Annotated in this window: 16 protein-coding genes (1 of these 16 running past the window's edge); 10 read left to right on the forward strand and 6 right to left on the reverse strand. The window is 63.8% G+C overall.

All coding sequences use genetic code 11. The features are described 5' to 3' along the window. Positions 1 to 486, reverse strand: a complete 486-nt coding sequence (locus X730_RS152275; RefSeq protein WP_023672979.1) for a MarR family transcriptional regulator — start codon at positions 484 to 486, stop codon at positions 1 to 3. Between the two features lie 101 nt (positions 487 to 587). Between X730_RS152275 and X730_RS152270 the strand changes: the two genes are divergently transcribed. Then, complete coding sequence (locus X730_RS152270; protein ID WP_023826291.1) at positions 588 to 1,478, forward strand: DMT family transporter; 891 nt, start codon at positions 588 to 590, stop codon at positions 1,476 to 1,478. An 87-nt stretch (positions 1,479 to 1,565) separates the two neighbouring features. Here the strand turns inward: X730_RS152270 and X730_RS152265 are convergent, their stop codons facing one another. From X730_RS152265 to X730_RS152250, 4 genes are all read right to left on the reverse strand, one after another. Beyond that, a complete protein-coding gene (locus X730_RS152265; protein ID WP_023685781.1) occupies positions 1,566 to 1,898 on the reverse strand; it encodes an MmcQ/YjbR family DNA-binding protein in 333 nt (110 codons plus the stop codon). Positions 1,899 to 1,921: 23 nt separating this feature from the next. Further along, the gene (gene ubiG / locus X730_RS152260; protein ID WP_023672976.1) at positions 1,922 to 2,671 is read right to left on the reverse strand and encodes a bifunctional 2-polyprenyl-6-hydroxyphenol methylase/3-demethylubiquinol 3-O-methyltransferase UbiG; all 750 of its coding nucleotides are present in this window, start codon (positions 2,669 to 2,671) and stop codon (positions 1,922 to 1,924) included. 84 nt (positions 2,672 to 2,755) lie between these two features. Further along, the gene (locus X730_RS152255) at positions 2,756 to 3,055 is read right to left on the reverse strand and encodes an antibiotic biosynthesis monooxygenase (RefSeq protein ID WP_023685779.1); all 300 of its coding nucleotides are present in this window, start codon (positions 3,053 to 3,055) and stop codon (positions 2,756 to 2,758) included. Then, positions 3,052 to 4,893 (reverse strand): CHASE3 domain-containing protein, encoded by a 1,842-nt coding sequence (locus X730_RS152250; RefSeq protein ID WP_023751718.1) that lies wholly within the window; start codon positions 4,891 to 4,893, stop codon positions 3,052 to 3,054. The genes X730_RS152255 and X730_RS152250 overlap by 4 nt, the downstream gene beginning before the upstream one ends. Before the next feature lie 245 nt (positions 4,894 to 5,138). Here X730_RS152250 and X730_RS152245 point away from each other — a divergent pair, with 245 nt between their 5' ends. From X730_RS152245 to X730_RS152205, 9 genes are all read left to right on the forward strand, one after another. Beyond that, positions 5,139 to 6,392 carry an aspartate kinase gene (locus X730_RS152245; RefSeq protein ID WP_023685777.1) on the forward strand — a complete coding sequence of 418 codons (1,254 nt, stop codon included), beginning with the start codon at positions 5,139 to 5,141 and terminating at the stop codon, positions 6,390 to 6,392. 83 nt (positions 6,393 to 6,475) lie between these two features. After that, on the forward strand, positions 6,476 to 8,746 hold the full coding sequence (gene ptsP, locus X730_RS152240; protein ID WP_023672972.1) for a phosphoenolpyruvate--protein phosphotransferase: 2,271 nt from the start codon (positions 6,476 to 6,478) through the stop codon (positions 8,744 to 8,746). Positions 8,747 to 8,754: 8 nt separating this feature from the next. Continuing rightward, the gene (prfA, locus tag X730_RS152235; protein WP_023672971.1) at positions 8,755 to 9,834 is read left to right on the forward strand and encodes a peptide chain release factor 1; all 1,080 of its coding nucleotides are present in this window, start codon (positions 8,755 to 8,757) and stop codon (positions 9,832 to 9,834) included. After that, positions 9,827 to 10,705, forward strand: a complete 879-nt coding sequence (prmC, locus tag X730_RS152230; RefSeq protein WP_023826292.1) for a peptide chain release factor N(5)-glutamine methyltransferase — start codon at positions 9,827 to 9,829, stop codon at positions 10,703 to 10,705. Before prfA ends, prmC begins: the two co-directional genes overlap by 8 nt. A gap of 304 nt (positions 10,706 to 11,009) precedes the next feature. Continuing rightward, positions 11,010 to 12,005, forward strand: a complete 996-nt coding sequence (locus tag X730_RS152225; protein ID WP_023672969.1) for a DUF4167 domain-containing protein — start codon at positions 11,010 to 11,012, stop codon at positions 12,003 to 12,005. A gap of 208 nt (positions 12,006 to 12,213) precedes the next feature. Beyond that, entirely contained in the window at positions 12,214 to 14,820 is a 2,607-nt protein-coding gene (gene clpB / locus X730_RS152220; protein WP_023672968.1) for an ATP-dependent chaperone ClpB, read from the forward strand. Positions 14,821 to 14,891: 71 nt separating this feature from the next. Further along, positions 14,892 to 15,248, forward strand: coding sequence for an MmcQ/YjbR family DNA-binding protein (locus X730_RS152215; RefSeq protein WP_023685771.1), 357 nt, complete (start codon positions 14,892 to 14,894; stop codon positions 15,246 to 15,248). Between the two features lie 292 nt (positions 15,249 to 15,540). Beyond that, positions 15,541 to 17,058, forward strand: a complete 1,518-nt coding sequence (locus X730_RS152210) for a L,D-transpeptidase family protein (protein ID WP_023701438.1) — start codon at positions 15,541 to 15,543, stop codon at positions 17,056 to 17,058. A 101-nt stretch (positions 17,059 to 17,159) separates the two neighbouring features. Beyond that, positions 17,160 to 18,719: an MFS transporter gene (locus X730_RS152205; protein ID WP_023686665.1), complete on the forward strand. Its 1,560-nt coding sequence runs from the start codon at positions 17,160 to 17,162 to the stop codon at positions 18,717 to 18,719. 172 nt (positions 18,720 to 18,891) lie between these two features. On the opposite strand, the gene X730_RS152200 is transcribed toward X730_RS152205, so the two are convergent. Next, positions 18,892 to 19,226, reverse strand: partial view of a M23 family metallopeptidase gene (locus X730_RS152200; RefSeq protein WP_023686664.1) — the end only. 1,636 nt of this gene lie beyond the right edge of the window; only the last 335 of its 1,971 coding nucleotides appear in the window; its start codon lies off the right edge, out of view; it ends in the stop codon at positions 18,892 to 18,894.

Consider the following 19,226-nt stretch of genomic DNA (forward strand, 5'->3'; position numbering starts at 1 on the left):
TCAGCTGGCGCTATCGATCAATTTGCCAAGCAACTGAGCCAGTGCCCCCCGCTCCGTGCCGGTGAGCCCGGCGAGGATTTCATGCTCGTTGGCGACGTGGGCGGTCAGGGCTTCGTCGATCAAGGCCAGACCTTTTTCGGTCAGTTGCACGACAATGCCACGCCGGTCGTTGGGGTGCGGGCCGCGCAGGATCAGTCCGGCCTTCTCCAGCCGGTCGAGCCGGTTGGTCATGGCCCCAGAGGTCACCATCGTCGCCTCGTATAGAGCGGTCGGTGTCAGCGCGTAGGGCTGGCCGGAGCGGCGCAGCGTCGCCAGCACATCGAATTCGCCGGCCTGCAGCCCGAAACGGGCAAACAGCGGGGCGAGGCGCTCGCGGGCGATTAGCGACGAGGCTTCGTTCAGCCGCCCAAGCACCAGCATTGGCGACACCTCCAGGTCCGGCCGTTCCCGCTTCCATTGCTCCACCGCCTTTGCCGCGCGATCCATCTGTCTCACCGCTAAGTATCTTGACGTTAAGAATCTTTGTGGTATGCTACCTCAAGATACAGTTTCGACCCAGTGCCGCAAGTGAGTGACGGGACCATCCGATGAAATTTCTCTGGGAATCGGCGCTTGGCCTGCTGGTCGTCACCGGCGGCCTGCTCGGCCTGACCCTGCCGTTCGGCAAGCTGGCGACGGCTGCCGGCGTTCCGGCCATGGTCTGGGCCTTCGTTATCTCGTTCGGCGCCGGGGGCGTGCTGCTGTGCGCGTTGCTCGCGAACGGCGAGCGCATGCGGCTCACCTCGCACAGACTGCGCTATTTCTTCATCACCGCCGCCGTGTCCTACGCCGTGCCCAATCTGCTGATGTTTTCGGCTATCCCGCATCTCGGCGCCGGCTATACCGGCATCATGTTCACGCTGTCGCCGGTCATCACACTGGTGTTTTCGATCCTGCTCGGCGTTCGACGGCCAAATATGCTCGGCAGTATCGGTATCGCCGTCGGCTTCATCGGCGCGGTCATGGTGGCGGTGACTCGCGGCGAGGCCGGCCAGCCGGCCGATTTCTTCTGGGTACTGGTCGGACTTTTGATCCCGGTCAGCCTTGCCGCCGGCAATATCTATCGCACCGTCGACTGGCCCGAAGGCACCGGTCCGATCGAACTGGCCGTCGGCAGCCACCTGGCCTCGGCGACGCTGCTGCTGATCGGCATTCTCACGCTGTTCGGCGTTGGCGCTTTCGCCCGGCTCAGGGCCGTGCCGCTGGTTGTCGTGGCGCAAGTCGCTTCGGCCTCGGCGATGTTTGCCTTCTTCTTCCGGCTGCAGGCCGTGGGCGGTCCGGTCTATCTCAGCCAGATCGGCTATGTGGCGGCGGCCGTCGGCCTGTTTGCCGGAACCATCTTCCTCGGCGAGCACTACCAGTTGCTGACTTGGGCCGGCGCGGTGATCATCACCATCGGCGTGATCATCACCACCAAGGCGCAGAGCCAGAAGGCATAGGGTCTTTGGTTTACGCAATTCCCTAGGCAAAGCGCTATGCGCTTTTCCCGGGAAAACCGCTTCACACTTTGCTCGAACTGCTCAGGCTCAAATTTGGCTCGCGTCGAGGCGCTTCCGTAGCGCCGGCGGGGCGACGTTTCGCCAGGCCGTCCGAACTGCGCTGCGGAATGTCTGTTCGTCGCAGGCTTCGAGCATAATCGACGTCCATCCCTTTTGGCCCCAGCCGCCTGTCACGGGCCTGAAAACCGATGGCTCAGCCGCGGCCATCATCTCTTGCTGGTCGCGGTCGAGCTTGACGACAGCACGGTCGGCTTCGGGCAGCGAGACGAAGATACGGTTGCGGACGCGGAAGTCAGCCTTGCCGAAATGCGATTGCTCGACCGTTTCGGGCAGATCGAGCGCCAGCTCTCGGGCCCTCATAGTGTCCACGGCCGCCCCTTCGTTCAGACCGATCGTTTTTCCGCCAGCACCATATAGTTGACGTCCATGTCCTTGGAGCGTGCCCAGCGGTCGGCGAGAGGATTGTAGGTCACGCCGGTACGGTCGATGATGGTCATGGCGGCGCTGCCGAGCGCCTTTTCAAGCTCTTCGGGCCGCACCAGCTTGCCGAACTGGTGGGTGCCGCGCGGCAGCCACCGCAGCACATATTCGGCGCCGATGATGGCCAGGCCCAGTGCCTTCAGCGTGCGGTTGATGGTAGCCACGAACATGATGCCGCCGGGCTTGACCATCTCGCCGCACTTGCCGATGAACAGGTCGACATCGGCAACATGCTCGACAACTTCCATGTTGAGGACGACGTCGAATTTCTCGCCGGAATCGGCCAAATCCTCAGCGGTCGTAGCGCGATAATCCACCGTCACGCCGCCTTCGGCCGCGTGCAGCTTCGCCACCTCGATGTTGGTTGCCGAGGCGTCGGCGCCGACCACTTCGGCGCCAAGCCTTGCCATCGGCTCGCACAATAACCCACCGCCGCAGCCGATATCGAGGAAACGCAGGCCTTCGAACGGCCGCGCCGCCCGCGGATCGCGGCCAAAGCGCGCCGCCACCTGGTCCCGGATATAGGCAAGCCGGACCGGGTTGAATTTGTGCAGCGGACGGAATTTGCCGTTCGGGTTCCACCATTCGGCGGCAAGCGCGGAAAAGCGTTCCACTTCTCCGGCATCGATTGTCGATCGTCGGGCCTCTGGCATGGGGCGGGTCTCCTCGGACGCTAGGAAGTCGGGTGCCGGGGCAAGAAAGTCAAGGACGGTTTTTGCGACTGCTGGCTAGTCGACCTATGGCCTCGAGATCACAATTGCCGAATGTTCCATCGCAACACTTGCGGGATCGATGGCCCGCATCGCTTCGCAATCGCCGATCTCGGCCATGATGCGGCCCGCGGCGGCGAGAGCCTGCTCGCGACTTCGCCAGCGCACCACATCGACCCATCCGCCATCGTCCCGCCGCGCCAGGCAGCGGTTTACGAAACCAGGTTGCCGCGCCAGCCAGTCGGCGACCAGGTTGTTGGCGGCGGCAAAGGCCGCTTCCGCTCCAGGCTTGAGGCGAAAGGTGACGATTTCCAGGGTCTCGGTCATCTTGCGTCCAGCACGTCGCGCAATTTCGCCGCCAGCTGCTCGATGGTGAAGGGCTTGGCCAGGAAATGCACGTCATGGTCGAGCACGCCATTGTGGACGACGGCGTTCCTGGTGAAGCCGGTGGTGAAGATCACCTTCAGCTTCGGCATGCGCGCCAGCGCCTCCTCGGCGAGCTTGCGCCCATTCATCACCGGCATGACGATATCGGTGAACATGAGCGCCACACCAGGGTTGTCGCCCAGCTTTTCCAGCGCTTCCTGGCCGCTTGCGGCATGAATGACGGTGTAGCCGAGTTCGCGCATGGCATCCGTGGTGGAAGCCCGCACGCGTGGATCGTCCTCCACGACAAGGATGGTTTCGGTGACCGGCACGGCAGGATTTCCGGCTCGTTCCGAAGATATGGCGGCCTCTTCCGGGCCGAAGAAGCGCGGCAGGTAGATCCTGATCGTGGTGCCTTGGCCGGGTTCCGAGTAAATCTTGACGTGTCCGCCGGACTGTTTGACGAAGCCGAACACTTGGCTCAGCCCGAGGCCGGTGCCCTTGTCGACTGGCTTGGTGGTGAAAAATGGCTCGAAAGCCCGCTCCATGACGTCCGCCGGCATGCCGGCGCCGGTGTCGCTGACCGCAATCATTACATACTGGCCGGCTTTGACCTCGGCATGGGTGGCGGCGTAGCCCTCGTCGAGGTGGCTGTTGGCGGTCTCGATGGTCATCTTGCCGTCCTCGCCCATTGCGTCGCGCGCATTGACCGCCAGGTTGAGAATGGCATTTTCGAGCTGGCTCGGATCGGCATGGGTCTTCCACAGGCCGCCAGCCAGCACGGTTTCTATGCGGAGGGTTTCGCCAAGCGCCCGCCGAAGCAGGTCCGACATGCCGGCGACCAGACGATTGGCGTCTACAACCTGAGGCGCGAGCGGCTGCTGGCGCGAGAAGGCAAGCAGCCGTGACGTCAAGTTTGCGGCCCGGGTCGCCGCATCGGTCGCCGCTTCGATGAATTTCATGATGTCGTGCTCGCCCCGCGTCAGCTTGCGCTGGGCGAGGTTCATGGCGCTGATGATCACCGCCAGCATGTTGTTGAAATCGTGGGCGATACCGCCGGTCAGCTGGCCCACAGCCTCCATCTTCTGCATCTGGCGGATCTGCGATTCGGCCTTTTCACGCGTCTGGATTTCGTTGCCGAGCTCGATGTTCTTGCGCATCAGCTCTTCCTGGGCGATCGCCACTGCGCGGAACCGGCGGCGCGAAAGGCGAACCGTGTAGGCGCCAAGCAGGAAGATCGCCAGCAGCGCCGCTATCGAGCCGATTCGCAGCCAGTTTTCGACCCGGTCGGTATGAGCGTCGCGCGCGGCGATGGCTGCGCCGCCAATGCGCCGGATCGTGTCCATGCTGGCCCGGATCTGGTCCATGGCGGCCTTGCCCTGGCCGCTGCGGACCAGTTCCAGAGCTTTTGCCGCATCGCCGCGATCGTAGAGTGCAATCGTCTCAGCCAATTCGGCCTGGTTTTGTGAAAGCGCGTCCTTGACGTGGTTGATCTGCTGCACGAGTTCGTCGTCCGGCGCGGTCATGCCGTCGATGCGGGCAAGCTGGCCCGGAATGGCGTCGACCGCCTGCCGATAAGGCTGGAGGTAGGATTTCTCGCCGGTCAGGAGATAGCCGCGCTGGCTGGTCTCGGCCTCCTGAGCCATCGCAAGCAAACCGGAAAGCAATTCCTGATACTCGACCGCCTCGCGCGCGGCCTCACGATTGGCTCTCTGGGTCTCGACCAGCACGGCGCGTGTGCCGACGATCAATGCCAGCACGGCGAAGCCGATGAACAGCGGCAGCGATTGCCACCGCATGGCGGGTCGAAGGCGAACAATCATTCGATATGCCGGACCAAAAGGAGTTTCCCGCGGGCAGCATTTGGTAAGCGGCGGCGGGGCCGAACGCAATATGCCGCGATCCTGAAGCCGGCATCCGCCGCCAGCCTTGCGAAACCGTGATCATTTGGCTAAGGAGGCGCGCATTCAGCGGCCGGCTTCTGTCGAGCGCTTACTTCCCCTTTCGGTCCTGGGCCGGCTTCAGTCAAAGGCATTTCGCTTCCATGGCGCGCATCGTGATGAAATTCGGCGGAACCTCCGTCGCCGACATCGCCCGCATCCGCAATGTGGCGCGTCACGTCAAACGCGAGGTCGATGCCGGCCATGAGGTCGCTGTCGTGGTTTCGGCGATGGCGGGCAAGACCAATGAACTGGTTGGCTGGACGCGCGAAGCCTCGCCCATGCACGACGCGCGCGAGTATGACGCCGTGGTCGCCTCGGGCGAGCAGGTGACTGCCGGCCTGCTGGCGATCACACTGCAGAATATGGGCGTGCACGCCCGCTCATGGCAGGGCTGGCAGATCCCGATCAAGACCGACAACGCGCATGGCGCGGCGCGCATCCTCGACATTGACGGCGCGTTCCTGATCAAGCGCTTCGGCGAGGGCCAGGTGGCTGTCGTCGCCGGCTTCCAGGGCATCGGCCCGGACAACCGCATCGCCACGCTCGGCCGCGGCGGCTCCGACACAAGCGCGGTGGCCATTGCCGCGGCGGTCAAGGCCGATCGCTGCGACATCTACACCGATGTCGACGGCGTCTACACCACCGATCCGCGCATCGAGCCGAAGGCGCGGCGGCTCAACAAGATTTCGTTCGAGGAAATGCTCGAAATGGCCTCGCTCGGCGCCAAGGTCTTGCAGGTGCGCTCGGTCGAGCTTGCCATGGTGCACAGGGTGCGTACGTTCGTGCGGTCGTCCTTCGACGATCCCGATGCGCCCGGAATGGGGGATTTGCTCAATCCTCCGGGAACGCTCATTTGCGACGAGGAAGAGATCGTGGAACAGCAGGTCGTCACCGGAATTGCCTACGCCAAGGACGAAGCGCAGATTTCTCTGCGCCGCGTCGGCGACCGCCCGGGCGTTGCCGCCGGCATTTTCGGCCCGCTGGCCGAGGCCAACATCAATGTCGACATGATCGTCCAGAACATCTCCGAGGACGGCAAGTTCACCGACATGACCTTCACCGTGCCGTCCGGCGACGTGGACAAGGCGTTGGCCGTGCTGGAGCGTCTGAAGGCTTCGATCGGCTATGACGTGGTGCAGTCGGAAGCCGGCATGTCGAAGGTTTCGGTCATCGGCATCGGCATGCGCAGCCATGCCGGTGTGGCCGCCACCGCTTTCAAGGCGCTGGCCGACAAGGCGATCAACATCCGCGCCATCACTACCTCCGAGATCAAGATTTCGATACTGATTGACGGTCCCTACACGGAACTCGCGGTTCGTACTTTGCATTCCGTGTACGGTCTGGATAAGCAGTAGCGAGAGCGATTTGAGTTGTTGCGTGTGCGCCGGTCGCAGTGGAAACTGCGGCGGGCAAAATGCCCATTGGAGAAGAAGCCGCGATGCGTGATACGGCCAGCGGCCCGCGCGTTCTGCTGAAACGGCTCCGCGAGCTCATGCAGGAGCCGCTGGAGCCGCAGGAGCGGCTCGACCGGATCGTGCGCGACATCGCCTCCAACATGGTCGCCGAGGTCTGCTCGCTCTATGTGCTGCGCGCCGATTCGGTGCTCGAACTCTATGCCACCGAAGGTCTGAACCCGAACGCCGTCCATTTGGCGCAACTGCGGCTGGGGCAGGGCCTCGTCGGCACCATTGCCGCGAGCGCGCGGCCGCTCAACCTCTCCAATGCACAGGAACATCCGGCCTTCGCCTACCTGCCGGAGACGGGCGAAGAGATCTACAATTCCTTCCTCGGCGTGCCGGTACTAAGGGCAGGGCGCACGCTGGGCGTGCTGGTGGTGCAGAACAAGACCATGCGCCACTACCGCGACGACGAGGTCGAGGCGCTGGAAACGACCGCCATGGTGATCGCCGAGATGATCGCCACCGGCGATCTCGCTCGCCTGACCCGGCCCGGCCTCGAACTCGATCTGCGCCGTCCCGTCAGCTTTACCGGCCTGTCCTTCAACGAGGGCGTCGGCCTCGGCCATGTCGTGCTGCATGAGCCACGCATCGTCGTCACCAATCTGTTCAACGAGGACAGTGAGGAAGAGGTGCGCCGGCTGGAGACGTCGCTCGGTTCGCTCAGGCTTTCTATCGACGACATGCTGGAGCGGCGCGATGTCGCCTTCGAGGGCGAACATCGCGAGGTGCTCGAAGCGTATCGCATGTTTGCCAACGACCGCGGCTGGGTGCGCCGGCTGGAAGAGGCGATCCGCAACGGCCTGACAGCGGAAGCGGCGGTGGAAAAGGTCCAAAGCGACATGCGCGCCCGCATGCTGCACATGACCGATCCTTATTTGCGCGAGAGGATGAGCGACTTCGACGATCTCGCCAACCGGCTGCTGCGCCAGCTGATGGGGCGCGGGCCTGACGACGTCGCGGCGTCACTGCCGAAGGATGCCATCCTGGTCGCGCGCTCGATGGGCGCGGCCGAACTGCTTGATTATCCCAGGGACAAGCTGCGCGGCGTGGTGCTGGAAGACGGCGCTGCCACCAGCCATGTCGTCATCGTAGCGCGCGCCATGGGCATTCCGGTCGCCGGCCAGATGAAGGGCGCCGTTTCCATGGCGGAAAACGGCGATGCCATCATCGTCGACGGCGAGGAAGGCACCATCCATCTGCGGCCGCAGCCCGACCTCGAAGCTGCCTATGCCGAAAAAGTGCGCTTCCGGGCGCGCCGGCAGGAAGTCTACCGGGAACTGCGCAAGAAGCCGTCGGTGACCAAGGACGGCGTCCAGGTCGACCTGCTGATGAATGCGGGCCTGGCCGTCGACCTGCCGCAGCTGGCCGAGGCGGGTGCGGCCGGCATCGGCCTGTTCCGCACCGAATTGCAGTTCATGGTCGCCTCGACCTTCCCGCGCGCCGAGGCGCAGGAGCGGCTCTACCGCGACGTGCTGGACGCGGCGCGTGGCAAGCCGGTCACCTTCCGCACCATCGACATCGGCGGCGACAAGGTGCTGCCCTACTTCAAGGGCGCTGTCCAGGAAGAAAACCCTGCGCTCGGCTGGCGCGCGATCCGGCTGACGCTCGACCGGCCGGGTCTGCTCAGGACCCAGATCCGCGCTCTGCTGAAGGCCTGCGGCGGGCGCGAACTGAAGCTGATGCTGCCGATGGTGACCGAGCTCGGCGAAATCGCCCAGGCGCGCGAGATCATCGACCGCGAAGTGCGGCATCTCTCCCGCTTTGCCCACCATCTGCCGACCAGCCTCAAGGTGGGCGCCATGCTGGAAGTGCCGTCGCTGCTGTTCCAGCTCGACGAGTTGATGAAGGCGGTCGATTTCGTCTCGGTCGGCTCCAACGACCTGTTCCAGTTCGTCATGGCGGTCGATCGGGGGAACACGCAGCTCTCCGACCGCTTCGACACGCTGTCGACGCCGTTCCTGCGGGTTCTGAAGCAGATCGCCGACGCCGGGGTTCGCAACCACACGCCGGTGACGCTGTGCGGCGAGCTTGCCGGAAAACCCATTTCCGCCATGGCGCTGATCGGCCTCGGCTACCGCTCGATCTCGATGTCTCCAGCCTCGATCGGCCCGGTCAAGGCGATGTTGACCGAACTGCCACTGGAGGAATTGGAGGCTTTCTTTGCCGACAATCTGATGGCGCCAGCTCAAGGGCTGCCGATGCGGGCGCTGCTGCAGGCCTTCGCCGACGACCGCTCCATCCCGCTATAGCATTAGCCATGGTCAATCTTCCCCGCGAGCGTATGGATCAGGTCGTCAAGCGTTTCGAGATGCTCGAAGCGCAGATGTCGGCCGGCCCGGCGGCCGATGCCTATGTGAAGATGGCTTCCGAATATGCCGAGCTGCAGGACATGGTGGCCAAGGTCAGGGAACTGCGCTCAGTCGAGCGCGAGCAAGCCGACCTCGAGGCGATGCTTGCCGACAAGGGCACCGACGCAGAGATGCGGGCCTTGGCGGAGGCAGATTTGCCGGGCGTCGAAGCGCGTATCGAAGAGCTGCAGAAGGACATCCAGATCCTGCTGTTGCCCAAGGACGCGGCCGACGACAAGAACGCCATCCTTGAAATCCGCGCCGGCACCGGCGGCGATGAGGCGGCATTGTTCGCCGGCGACCTGTTTCGCATGTATGAGCGCTATGCCGCCGAACGCGGCTGGCGCTTCGAGACGGTGTCGGCCAGCGACGGCGATGCCGGCGGCTTCAAGGAAATCATCGCCACCATTTCCGGTAGGGGCGTCTTTGCCCATCTGAAATTCGAATCCGGCGTGCACCGCGTGCAGCGCGTGCCGGCGACCGAGGCCAGCGGGCGCATCCACACCTCGGCGGCGACGGTGGCCGTTCTGCCGGAAGCCGAAGAGGTCGACATCGACATCCGCGCCGAAGACATCCGCATCGACACGATGCGCGCCTCGGGTTCGGGTGGCCAGCACGTCAACACCACCGATTCGGCCGTGCGCATCACCCATTTGCCGACCGGTATCATGGTGGTGCAGGCGGAGAAGTCGCAGCATCAGAACCGGGCGAAAGCCATGCAGATTCTGCGTGCGCGGCTTTACGACCTCGAGCGCAGCAAGGCGGACGAGGAGCGCTCGGAGTCACGCAAATCGCAGGTTGGTTCGGGCGACCGTTCGGAGCGCATCCGCACCTACAATTTCCCGCAGGGCCGCCTTACCGACCATCGTATCAACCTGACGCTCTACAAGCTCGACCGGGTGATGATGGGCGAGCTCGATGAGGTCATCAATGCGCTGATTGCCGACCATCAGTCGAAGCTGCTCGCCGATATTGGCCTCGATGGCTGACATGTTGCCCGGCGCGCTCGGGCCGTTGTTGCGGGTGGCGCGGGAGCGGCTTGCCGCGGCCGGCCTTTCCGACTCGGCGCTGGATGCCAGGCTGATCGTCGAACATTTTTCCGGCACGGACCGGACGCAGGCGATCGCCGACCCGCAATGGACGGTCGATGCGGGTGCGGTTGCCGCAATCGGCGCTGCTCTGCAGCGCCGCATGGCCGGCGAACCGGTGCACCGCATCCTCGGGTTTCGCGAGTTTTACGGCCTGCGGCTGTCGCTGTCGCCGGAAACGCTGGAGCCGCGGCCGGACACCGAAACGCTGGTCGAGGCGATCCTGCCTTTTGCCGGAGCGACGGCCGAAAGGCTGGGGGAATGCCGTATCCTCGATCTCGGCACCGGTACCGGCGCGATAGCGCTGGCGCTGCTCAGCGCGGTTCCGGCCGCGACCGCCACCGGGGTCGATATTTCGCACGACGCGCTGGCAACCGCGATACGCAATGCCGAGCAACTTGGACTCGCCGGCCGGTTCGTGGGGCTGCAGTCCGACTGGTTCGAAAAAGTTTCGGGCCGATACCATGTAATTGCCGCAAACCCTCCCTATATACCGTCTGGAGACATTGGAAATCTGCAGGACGAGGTCCGCGATTTCGATCCGCACAGAGCCCTTGATGGCGGTGTGGACGGTCTTGGCCCCTACAGGATCATCGCCGCCGAGGCGGCAAAGTTTCTGGAAGCACAAGGCAAGATAGCGGTCGAGATCGGCCACACGCAGCGCAATGAGGTCAAAGACATATTCGCGGCAGCCGGCTACAGGCTGGCCGGGGCATTTGTCGACCTTGGCGGAAACGACAGGGTTCTTATGTTTGAACAGGGAAAGCCTTGACGCAGTGCAAAAAAGCGCTTGGCAATGCCGGGGAATGCGGCTAGGGTCCGCCCTAACCGGATGAGACGAAGCAGGCAGTGCTCTTAGCGATTCGGTTTTCCTCGGAAATAGCTGCCTTCTTGCGCAAACGACGCCCAAGCTTCGTGCGGGAATCGTCCGGCAAGTGATGTAACCGGAACAGGATGACACGTGGCGCCAACGCAATTGATGCGGGCGAACGCCGGTGAAGAAACGAAACGGCTGGCTGCATGAGCGCCTCCGTTCGTGAAACGTTTTTCGAAAATTTCAAAATGAAGAGAGTCTTATGAGGCCACAACAGCAGAACAGGCGCATGCGCGGTCGCAACAACAATGGCGGCGGCGGTGGCAACAACAATAACAACAACAACAACCGCAAGGGCCCAAATCCCCTGACGCGCAACTACGAGAGCAACGGCCCGGACGTGAAAATCCGTGGATCGGCTCAGCAGATCGCCGAAAAATACGCCACTCTGGCCCGTGATGCGCAAAGCTCCGGCGACCGGGTTATGGCGGAAAATTACCTCCAGCACGCCGAGCACTACAACCGCATCATTGCCGCCGCACAGGCGCAGATGCCGATCCAGAATGCCCCGCAGAACCGCGACGAATTCGACGACGATGAAGATCGCGACGATTTTGACAATGCCGGCAGCGGCAATGGCGGCGAGACGCAAGCGCCGATGGCGAACCACGGCAACGGTCCGCAGCCGACGATTGAGGGCACGCCGGCCGAACTCGCATACGGCCAGGAAAACGGCCGCGAGAACAACAGTGGCCGTGATAATAATGGCCGTGACAATAATGGCCGCAACAACAACGGCCGCGACAACAATGGCCGTAACCGTGACCGCCGCCCCAATGGCGGCTATGGCCAGAACGACCAGCGTGGCGACTTTGCCCAGCGTGGCGAGCAGAACGGCCAGCGCGGCGACCAGCAGCGCTTCACCGAAACCCCGGCACAGGCGGAAACCGTTTCCGCCGTTGAGCCCGAAGCCGAGAGCGGTTTCTCCGAGCCGGCGCCGCTGTACGAAAACCTGTCGCCGGCGGCTCTTGCCGCCCGGGCCGAACTCAATGAGGCAGCCGCCGAGAGCGGCGCTGCCCGTCGCCCGCGGCGTCCGCGCCGCCCGCGCAACAATGCCGATCAGGTCGGTGACGAACAGTCTGGTGGTGGCAAGGTGGTGGATGGCGCCGGCGAGACCGCTGCCGCTGTTGACGTGGTTGATGCGGCGCCGGCCGAAAGCCCTGCCGGCGACCCGTTCGCCGTCGACGCCAACAACTGACCCACAAGACATAAGTCGATGAAACGGCGGAGAGAAATCTCCGCCGTTTTCGTTTGCTCGGCGATGCAATATCATCAGCCGGACGTCTTGAGCGGCAATGGCTTGCGCCCCATATCTGGCGTGAACTGGACCCGGCTCGGATGAGCGGGTCCGTCACCGCAATCTGATCCGGTGCCGCAAAGCGGGCCGGTGATGGAAGGAGACAGATATGAACCTCGAGAAATACTCCGAGCGCGTCCGCGGATTCATTCAGTCCGCCCAGACCATGGCGCTCTCGCGCAATCACCAGCAATTCACTCCCGAACATATGCTGAAGGTCCTCGTCGATGACGATGAGGGGCTGGCCGCCTCGCTGATCGAGCGCGCCGGCGGCAACGTGCGCGACGTCAAGCTTGGCGTCGAGACCGCCCTTGAGGCCATGCCCAAGGTGGAAGGCGGCAACGGCCAGCTTTATCTCGCGCAGCCGCTGGCCAAGGTGTTTTCGACCGCCGAGGAATTGGCCAAGAAAGCCGGCGACAGCTTTGTCACGGTTGAACGGCTTTTGCAGGCTCTGGCCATGGAGAAGTCGGCCAAGACGGCCGATATCCTGTCCAAGGCCGGCGTCACAGCGCAGGCGCTGAACCAGGTGATCAACGACGTCCGCAAGGGCCGTACCGCCGATTCGGCGAGCGCCGAGCAGGGCTATGACGCGCTGAAGAAATACGCGCGCGACCTTACCGCCGATGCCCGCGCCGGCAAGCTCGACCCTGTGATTGGCCGTGACGACGAGATCCGCCGCACCATCCAGGTGCTGTCGCGGCGTACCAAGAACAACCCGGTGCTGATCGGCGAGCCGGGCGTCGGCAAAACGGCGATCGCCGAAGGTCTGGCGCTGCGCATCGTCAATGGCGACGTGCCGGAATCGCTGAAGGACAAGCAGTTGATGGCGCTCGACATGGGCGCGCTGATTGCCGGCGCCAAATATCGCGGCGAGTTCGAGGAGCGGCTGAAGGCCGTGCTCAACGAAGTCACCTCGGCGGCCGGCGGCATCATCCTGTTCATCGACGAGATGCACACGCTGGTCGGCGCCGGCAAGGCCGATGGCGCCATGGACGCTTCGAACCTGTTGAAGCCGGCGCTGGCGCGCGGCGAACTGCACTGCGTCGGCGCGACCACGCTCGATGAATACAGGAAGCATGTCGAGAAGGACGCGGCCCTTGCCCGCCGGTTCCAGCCGGTCTTCGTCAACGAGCCATCGGTGGAAGATACCGTGTCGATCCTGCGTGGCCTCAAGGAGAAGTACGAGCAGCACCACAAGGTGCGCATCTCGGATTCGGCGCTGGTCGCGGCGGCGACCTTGTCCAACCGCTACATCGCCGACCGTTTCCTGCCGGACAAGGCGATCGACCTTGTCGACGAGGCCGCGTCGCGGCTGAGGATGCAGGTCGATTCCAAGCCCGAGGCGCTGGACGAGATCGATCGCCGCATCATGCAGCTCAAGATCGAGCGCGAGGCACTGAAGGTCGAGAAGGACGAGGCGTCAAAGGACCGGCTCGCGCGTCTCGAAAAGGAACTCGTCGGCCTCGAGGAGGAATCGACCGAGATCACCGCCAAATGGCAGTCGGAGAAGCAGAAGCTTGGCCTCGCCGCTGACCTCAAGAAGCAGCTCGACGCGGCCCGCAACGACCTCGCCATTGCCCAGCGCAAGGGTGAATTCCAGCGCGCCGGCGAGCTTGCCTATGGCAAGATCCCGGAACTGGAAAAGAAGCTGAAGGAAGCCGAAGCCCAGGACGGCAAGGCCGGCATGGTCGAAGAGGTGGTCACGCCCGACCACGTCGCCCATATCGTGTCGCGTTGGACCGGCATTCCAGTCGACAAGATGCTGCAGGGCGAGCGCGACAAGCTGCTGCGCATGGAAGACGAGATCGGCAAGCGAGTCGTCGGCCAGGGCGAAGCGGTACAGGCGGTGTCCAAGGCCGTGCGTCGTGCCCGGGCCGGGCTGCAGGATCCGAACCGGCCGATCGGCTCGTTCATGTTCCTCGGACCGACCGGCGTCGGCAAGACCGAACTGACCAAGGCGCTGGCCAATTTCCTGTTCGACGACGAGAGCGCCATGGTGCGCATCGACATGTCGGAATACATGGAGAAGCACTCGGTCGCCCGGCTGATCGGAGCGCCTCCCGGTTATGTCGGCTATGAGGAAGGCGGTGCGCTGACCGAAGCGGTGCGGCGCCGGCCCTATCAGGTCGTGCTGTTCGACGAGATCGAGAAGGCGCATCCGGATGTCTTCAACGTGCTGTTGCAGGTGCTCGACGACGGGCGGCTGACCGACGGGCAGGGCCGCACGGTCGACTTCCGCAACACGCTGATCGTCATGACGTCGAACCTCGGCGCCGAATATCTGGTCAATCTCGGCGAAGAGCAGGACGTCGATGCCGTGCGCGACGAGGTTATGAGCGTGGTGAGAGCCTCGTTCAGGCCGGAGTTCCTCAACCGCGTCGACGAGGTGATCCTGTTCCACCGGCTGCGCCGGCAGGATATGGGCCGCATCGTCGAGATCCAGCTCAAGCGGCTGGAAAGCCTGCTCGCCGACCGCAAGATCACACTGTCGCTCGACCAGGATTCGATCGACTGGCTGGCGGCGAAGGGCTACGACCCGGCCTATGGTGCGCGGCCGCTGAAGCGGGTGATGCAGAAGGACCTGCAAGATCCGCTGGCGGAAAAAATCCTGCTTGGCGAGATACTCGACGGCTCGACCGTCAAGGTCACCGCCGGCTCCGACCGGTTGAATTTCCGGTCCAGGCCCACTGTGGTGCCGACCGACGCGGCAGCCTGATCCAACGCCGCGCGTCCGACCGGACGCGCGGCGTTTTGTTATGAAACAACAATCCTTTGACGGGGGTGCAGGTGACGCTGGACGACTACAACAGCTTCTGCGCCTCGCTGCCGCAGACGACGCACGTCGTGCAGTGGGGCGGGGCCGATGTCTGGAAAGTCGGTGGCAAGGTCTTCACCATCGCCGGCCATGACCGGGAGGGTGGCGTCTTCGTCACCTTCAAATGCTCTGAAATGGCTTATGACGTGCTGAAGGATCAGCCCGGCTGCCGGCCGGCGCCCTATCTCGCCTCGCGCGGCATGAAATGGATCCAGCGTCAGACAAGCCAGAGCATGGATGATGATGCGCTGAAGGACTATCTCGGCGAAAGCCACCGCCTCGTCGTCCTCAAGCTGACGAAGCAGACGCGCAAGGAATTGGGCCTGTAGCAACCAGTAATCCGCCATCTTCATGCCCGGTTCATGTTGGAAAGCTTATGTTGTGGTTTGCTGGCGAAGGGGTTTGCCTGCAGGCTTTTGACGATCAGGGCGTTCCTTGCGCATCCAAATGGTGGCGAGAACGTTCTGGTGGGAACACTGCCGGGCGGCGGCAATTACGCATGACCCCGAAAATCGAAATTCGATTTTCGGAAAGGATCATGCGCAGACATGAAGTGTTACAGCGTCCTTTGCGCGTCCAAACGGACGCGCGGCGCTGTAAGTACCGGAGAGTTTGACCACCATGTTCCGCACGATCCTTGCCTTTTCGGTGCTCGCCGCCGGGCTGCTCACGTCCAGCGCCATGGCATCGCCGACTGTGGACAACGCACTGCCGGCCGTCCGCGCCGCCGATAGCGGCGGCATTGTGCTTGCCCAGGACGGCAATCTCGACATCTATTACGACGCCAGGGGCAACCGCGTCATCGTCGATGCCGAGACCGGCAAGGTCATCGCCATCCAGCCGCCGCAGACCAGGCTCGACCGCCGCGCGCTGCGCCGGGAAATGCGGGCACGTGAGCTTGGACGCGCACCGGTCGAAGACGACGACCGCTACTATCTCGACGATCCCGAAGACATGGCGCGTTTCCGCCGCAGGCAACTGGACGATCAGGGACGAATCCCCGGCCCGCCGGTTGATGAATACGATCCTGAAAGCGACAGATTCCTCGGGGCCGCTCCGCAGGATGATGCCAATGACAGCGACACCTATCCGGAAGCGCCGAAATCCGCTGAACCGCGGCCCGTCAAGCGGCAGCCGCTGAACGAAGCCTCTATCGATCCCGCCGAACCGGCGGCGCCCGCCGACCAGGCCGCGCTGCCGCCGAAAGCCGGTGGCAAGACCGTGGTCGATCCCTCGCTTTCACTCGGCGCACGCCAGGATGTAGCCGCCTTGCAGGTGCTGCTCGACCGCGCCGGCGCTTCACCCGGCGTCGTCGACGGGCGCTTCGGCTCCAATGTCGACAAGGCGCTTGCCGCCTATAACCAGATCACCGGCAGCAATCTGCGCTCGACCGACGCGGTCGGCATCCAGGCTGCGCTGGCGCAAACCGGTGGCGATGCTTTCGCCAATTATACGATCACGCCCGAGGACGCGGCCGGGCCTTATGTCGCCTCGATACCGGAGGATTACAGCCAGAAGGCGCAGCTCGACCGCATGGCTTACACCTCCGTCACCGAAGCCTTGGCCGAACGGTTCCACATGGACGAGAACTACCTGAAGGGGCTCAATCCCGAGGCCGACTTCAGCCGTCCCGGCACCATCATCAAGGTCGCCAATTTCGGCAGGTTGGTGGCGACGCCGGTTGCCCGCATCGTCGCCGACAAGGACAAGAAGCAGGTGTTCGCCTATGACGCCGGTGGCAAGCTGGTCGCGGCCTATCCGGCCACCATCGGTTCAGCCGACACGCCCTCGCCGACCGGCACCCATACGGTGTCGCGCGTCGCGCTCGATCCGAACTACACCTACAACCCCAGCATCAATTTCAAGCAGGGCCAGAACGATAAGATCCTGACCATCCCGCCGGGTCCGAACGGCCCGGTCGGCTCGGTGTGGATTGCGCTGGACAAGCCGACCTATGGCATTCACGGCACGCCCGATCCCTCCAAGATCGGCAAGACCGAAAGCCATGGCTGCGTGCGCCTGACCAACTGGGATGCGCGTGAACTGGCCAAGCTGGTGTCGCCGGGCGTCACCGTCGAGTTCGTCGGCGGTCCCTCGGCCGATGATGTTGCGGAGCAAGTGAGCGCTCCAGCGCAGTGATGTCGGCCTGCCCATAAGGCAGGCCGACATCTAAGCTGGATTCATGAGCGCAGGGCGCTGGCTGGTTGTTGCCGGCCCGCAACAAGTCTAAGCAGGCGCTGATGAAGTCTCCGAGTGAAGCCGCAGCCGTTCCCCTGACCAGGTCGCTTTCCAACGGTACATTTTGCCCGCAGTCGCAGCGCAAGTTCGTGCTGGTTGCGGCGATCCTTGCGTCAGCGCTCGGCTTCATCGACGGGTCGATCCTGGCCATTGCCATGCCGGCAATGCGCGTCGACCTCGGCGCCAGCCTGGCCGAGGTCCAGTGGATTTCCAACGCCTATGCGCTGACGCTGTCGGCGCTGATTCTGGCCGGCGGCGCCGCCGGCGACCGGTTTGGCCTCAGGCGCGCCTTCGTTGCCGGCATTGCGTTGTTCATCGTCGCTTCGCTGGCCTGCGCGGTGGCGCCGAATGCGCTGGTGCTCATCGCCTTTCGCGCCATTCAGGGCCTTGGTGCGGCGATCATGGTGCCGGGCAGCCTCGCCATCATCGCCAAGGCCTATCCGAAGAAGGAGCGCGGCCGGGCGATCGGCATCTGGGCCGCCGCCTCGGCGCTGACGACGGCGCTCGGTCCAGTGCTCGGTGGCTTCGTCCTGTCGGCCTTTGGCGGCGGTATCTGGCGGGCGATCTTCGCCGTCAACCTGCCGCTCGGGCTGATCTCGATCTATCTCCTGCTGGCCAAGATTCCCGCCGACGCGCCGACGGAGAAGCGAAGCCTCGATCTCGGCGGCGCCGCTCTCGCCACGCTTGCCTTCGGGGCGCTTGCCTACGGACTGACCTCGATGAGCGCCGAAGGCAGCGGGCTGATGTCGGGGCCGAGCATCGCCGCAGGCGCCGTGCTGCTTATCATCTTCATCGTCTTCGAGCTTCGGCAGCGCGAGCCGATGATCGATCTCAAGCTGTTTCGGATCGGCGCCTTCGCCGGCGCCAACCTCGCCACCTTCTTCCTGTATTTCGCGCTGTCGGCCAATCTGTTCTACCTGCCGATGCTGTTGATCGCCGGATGGGGGCTGAGCACCAAAGAGGTCGGTTTCATCTTCCTGCCGCTGTCGGCGTTGATCGCGCTGCTGTCGGGTCTCGTCGGCCAGTGGTCGGATCGCATCGGTCCGCGTTTTCCGATCGCCAGCGGCTGCCTGGTGGTCGCCATCGCCTTTGCCGGGCTGGCTTTGCTCACTCATGCCGGCATGCACAATTTCTGGACCGGTATCTTTCCACTGATGGCGGTGATGGGGCTCGGCATGGCGCTGGTGGTGTCGCCGCTGTCGACGGCGGTCATGACCGCGGTCGAGGACAAGGATACCGGCGCCGCTTCCGGCATCAACAATGCGGTTTCGCGCATTGGCGGGCTGATTGCTGTGGCGGCGATGGGCTCGCTCGCGGCCTGGGTCTATTCGACGATGCTCGATACCAGCGTCAGGCCGGGCATTCCGGGGTTCGGAGAACCGGCATTGGCCGGCCTGGCGTCAGACCTTGATGCAACACGGCTCGCCGCCAGCGATGCGGCGTTCGCGGCCGTGTCGACAGTGACGGCCGTGCTTTGCCTCCTTGCCGCTATTATCGCCTGGGCCACCGTTTCGGGGCAAAAGCTGCCTTGGTCACGAGCCGAAGAGGAGCAGTCGACCTGATTCGGAGCCGACCCGATTCGGAATGCTCTGATGGGGCGATTATGATTCGCCGGCGTCGAGTGTGACGGCTTAAAGCGCGTCGCGCTGAAACGGATCATACGACGCGCTTTAAGTCTTTGTTTTGACACATGTCCTTGTCCCAGAGCCGCGGCACACTTCTGGGCGACATGCATTAGCCTTCGATCTTGGCGCTCGCGACCTTCAGCGGATTGCTGTCTTCCTGCTTGAGCAGTTCATCGATGCGCTCGCGCTCGCGCTTGAAAGCGACCAGGTCGTCGCCCTTCAGCACCTTGCCGACCGGCAGACGCACGCGCATCGGGTCGACCTTGGTGCCGTTGACGATCAGCTCGTAGTGAAGATGCGGACCGGTGGAGAGGCCGGTCTGACCGAGGAAGCCGATGGTCTGGCCCTGGCGGACATGAACGCCCGGTTCGATGCCTTTGGCAAAGGCGCTCTGGTGATTGTAGGAGGTCTCGTAGCCATTGGCATGGCGGATGATGATCTGTT

The sequence above is a fragment of the Mesorhizobium sp. L103C131B0 genome (genome assembly GCF_000502275.1).
Classification (GTDB): Bacteria; Pseudomonadota; Alphaproteobacteria; order Rhizobiales; family Rhizobiaceae; genus Mesorhizobium.